We start from the raw sequence: 3,378 nt of genomic DNA on the forward strand, positions 1-3,378 counted from the left end.
GGGTTTAGGAACTTCGGCCACTACGTGCTGCGCTGCTTGCTCCACTCCGGGCAGCTATCAGCCCGGGTCAACGCACTCTAGAACCGGAAGAGCCCAGAAATCGCCAGACTGGGCCGCACGCTCAAGCGGTGGCGAGAACCGTTCCTCGGCTACTTCACCACTGACGGCGCTAACAACGGTGGCACCGAAGCGATCAACGGCGTGATCGAACTCGCACGGCGCGTAGCCAGAGGCTTCCGCAGCCCCGAGAACTATCGCCTCAGAATGCTCCTGGTCGGCGGCGGCCTGAACCTCTAACCCACACTCAAGTCAGAAGAGCCATCAACGGCTTGATCGAACTCGCCCGCCGCGTCGCCAGAGGGTTCCGCAACCCCACCAACTACCGCCTCAGAATGCTGCTGATCGGCGGAGGCCTACGCACCTAACCCACGCTCAAGTCCGAAGGGCCGGATAAACGCACGTGCCGGGTTCTCCAGCAGCGCCGCGACCTCCGCAAGGACACGCGAGCCCAGCTCGCCATCGACCAGCCGGTGATCGAAGCTCAGCGCGAGCGTCGCAACATCGCGGATCGCGATCCCATCGTCGTGCACCCACGGCTGCTTCTTGACAGCGCCGAACGCGAGAATGGCAGCCTCCCCGGGGTTCAGGATGGGCGTGCCGGTGTCGATGCCTCACGGGAGGTACCCGCGGCGACAACGCCGCGTTCGCCACCGAGCCGACAGGTCCGAGCCGGGTCTGGCAGCCGGACGCCTCCAAGTTCGAGACGACCACCCAGACATTTCAGCCCAAGGCAATCCTGCTAACTACATGAAGCGGGACACGAACACCCGCCAATCACACGACTGACCAACTTCCCTGGACACCACAACTAGTTGAGGTCAATGTAGTAATTGATCTCAAGCGGAGGATCCCGATCGGTGACAATTTTACCCCAAGTAAGGTAACCATTAGCACATTTCAGGCCACCTGCTGCGGCACTAGGCTCACTAACCGCTATGACAGTAGTATTCTTCTCGCCCGGAACCCATCTGATTAGGTGATCTCCCCTTTTCTCGGTCTCTGATTCCTCCGCCCTTGTTAACCAAAATACGGCACCACGACAACTCGTCAAAGAGTTCGAAACAGCTAGATCGAACTGCAGTCGCTCGCCATTCGGTCCATCTGCGTAAATTACACTCTCCGCAAGATACCCGGGCTCATCCTTTGACAGTTCATGCCACACGTCCCAACCCGCAATGCTGAATCCCGTATATGACATGCACGGGTCCCCACTGCCGATCCGGCGAATATTCTCGCCATCGATCGAAATCTCGAATTGCTCACTGCATGAATCCTCAGACTGATCTTCCGGAAGAGTTAGAACACTTACCCCGTTATCAGAATTTTTGATAAAGGAGAGATTTTTGCTTTTCGGACAATACCACAGTGCTGATTCAGTATCATCGATCTTTACAAGACATGAGGTATTCTTTTCCTCATCTTGCCCACGACGGTCAACCAGCCACCAGATTGAGCCATGCGCCTCGGTGAGCAACGATCCCCATTTAGTCCAGGACTCGCCAGGCGGCGGAGCTATTTCCTCACGAGTTTTGCTTTTGAGATCGTACCGAAATAGGCGAGAAGGTGCCTCTTCGAGTTCATCATAGTTAGGAGAGTCCACCACATAAACAGCATCGTTCAGCACGAGCGCTTTGGCAAGGTATCTCTTGGCCCCCGGGTCCTTTAGCTTCAGAACCACGGCATCGTCGCTTACGCGCCGAACGATGACTCCGTTGCCCTCCCCCGACTCCCACACCACCTTATAATTGCCGTACATTTGCGATGCATCATAGTCTGAGTTTTCTAGTCGGTTGAGCTCCACGGAGCTCACAATCCGCTTCTCGCCTTCGTGGATTATTGTGCGCGCTACGCTTCGCTCCGTAGAAGTTGTAGTAGGTACACTAGCTTGTGGTTTCTCCGTAGTAACGGCGCTAGGTTCCAGGTCCGTGGCTGTAGGGTTGGTGACACACCCAGCTAGAGCAACAGCGAAAACTGCTGCCCCAGCCAAGCGGACTCCTCCCCAATTAGAACGCAATGTTCTTCTGCGGATGCGCATCGTGTGCCTTCTTGACCATCGAGATACGGTCCCAAACGAGTTTCGTCTTCAGTTTGCCGCCAAAACTATAGGGCTCGAAAATCCATGCTTTCATCTGTCCCCCGTTCATGGCGTAACCAACACCCACATTAAAGTGTCCACCAGTGGAGGTTCCGGCAGGAACATAGTCCGAAACTTTAGAACTCAGTTTGGGATGTAGGACGATTGGCGCACGTTTTTTGACGATCGTGTCCTTAAAGCGAGCCCGCCATGTCCCATCAGACCACCCCTTGACACTCTTGACGACGTAGCCATTGACTCGGCTCTTCCAGCCGGTCAGGCGCTTATTGACCTGGGTCTTGATGTTGTAGATGCTGGTTCCAGCCTTGGTTGTACCAAGGTAACCTGCCCAGGCAGACTGAGAGCTGCTGACTTTGCCGCCTACGGCCGGATCGTGCCGCGCCATGAAGGCCGCTGATGCCGGTCCGCACCAGTAGCTCCGCTCCTGCTTGCCTGCGGAAGTCGACGAGACCAAGATACGCCCCGAGGATCCTCCGTCAGTTCCGGGCCGCGGGATTTCTGCCGGAGAAATCTCAGGGAATGCACCAGATAGGCGCTCGAGACTTCCGATTCCCTCCAGGGCCGCTCCGTCCAGCAGCACCTTGCCAGCAGAGCCTTTGGCGTCGTTCAACTCCTCTACTAATGCGGCCTTTTGTTCTGCAACAGGAAGGGTTTCGAGCTGTTCGACCAGCTCTCCGAAACCAAGATCCCCTTCATCGTTGTCGGCTTCCCGCAGCCGATCCTGGATGTTCAGGGGCTCGCTGTACCAACCTTGGAACGGGCAGAAATACTGCTCGTCAACGCTGATGCAGTCAAGGGAGTCACGGAGCCGGAAAGCGCGCGTAGACGCCGGGCCCACGGACCGCATCGCCGTTGGTTCTTCTAGCTTGTGCACCGCTGCGGTGAGTCCAGCGAGGATTTCATCTCGACTCGCGTGGTCACCCGATGCCGCGGCGGGCACGGTTGATCCGAGAAACAAGGCTAGCGCAGCCAGTCCCGCCCCCCCTAATTTGGCGTATGACATGGTGTCTCCTAGATTGTTCTAGTGATTGGCGCTCCATCGCGCTACACCGAAAATATCAGTAAGAGATTAAAGGCACTGTCCACCTATAGAACGACAATTGTTAGCGAACTATCCGACCATCGAATAATGGGGCCCTTCGGACTTGAGCGTGGGTTAGGTGCGTAGGCCTCCGCCGATCAGCAGCATTCTGAGGCGGTAGTTGGTGGGGTTGCGGAACCCT

General features: G+C 56.6%; 4 protein-coding genes. 1 reads left to right on the forward strand and 3 read right to left on the reverse strand.

Annotation, left to right across the window (positions count from 1 at the left end; genetic code table 11):
* The first annotated feature begins 99 nt into the window (after nucleotides 1–99).
* Complete coding sequence (locus BSZ39_RS12375) at nucleotides 100–297, forward strand: transposase (RefSeq protein ID WP_281247149.1); 198 nt, start codon at nucleotides 100–102, stop codon at nucleotides 295–297.
* A 116-nt stretch (nucleotides 298–413) separates the two neighbouring features.
* Here BSZ39_RS12375 and BSZ39_RS12380 read toward each other — a convergent pair whose 3' ends face one another.
* From BSZ39_RS12380 to BSZ39_RS12385, 3 genes are all read right to left on the reverse strand, one after another.
* Nucleotides 414–668, reverse strand: a complete 255-nt coding sequence (locus BSZ39_RS12380; RefSeq protein ID WP_083603351.1) for a 2-oxo acid dehydrogenase subunit E2 — start codon at nucleotides 666–668, stop codon at nucleotides 414–416.
* A 200-nt stretch (nucleotides 669–868) separates the two neighbouring features.
* On the reverse strand, nucleotides 869–1,870 hold the full coding sequence (locus tag BSZ39_RS13710; RefSeq protein WP_143180540.1) for a hypothetical protein: 1,002 nt from the start codon (nucleotides 1,868–1,870) through the stop codon (nucleotides 869–871).
* A 193-nt stretch (nucleotides 1,871–2,063) separates the two neighbouring features.
* Nucleotides 2,064–3,158 (reverse strand): C39 family peptidase, encoded by a 1,095-nt coding sequence (locus BSZ39_RS12385; RefSeq protein WP_073717618.1) that lies wholly within the window; start codon nucleotides 3,156–3,158, stop codon nucleotides 2,064–2,066.
* Nucleotides 3,159–3,378 lie beyond the last annotated feature (220 nt).

This window comes from Bowdeniella nasicola (assembly GCF_001907295.1).
Classification (GTDB): domain Bacteria; phylum Actinomycetota; class Actinomycetes; order Actinomycetales; family Actinomycetaceae; genus Bowdeniella; species Bowdeniella nasicola.

Bases quoted from the DNA above. Each gene is read 5' to 3' on its own strand.
- BSZ39_RS12385 (WP_073717618.1), bottom strand. From the start codon at position 3,158: ATGTCATACGCCAAATTAGGGGGGGCGGGACTGGCTGCGCTAGCCTTG.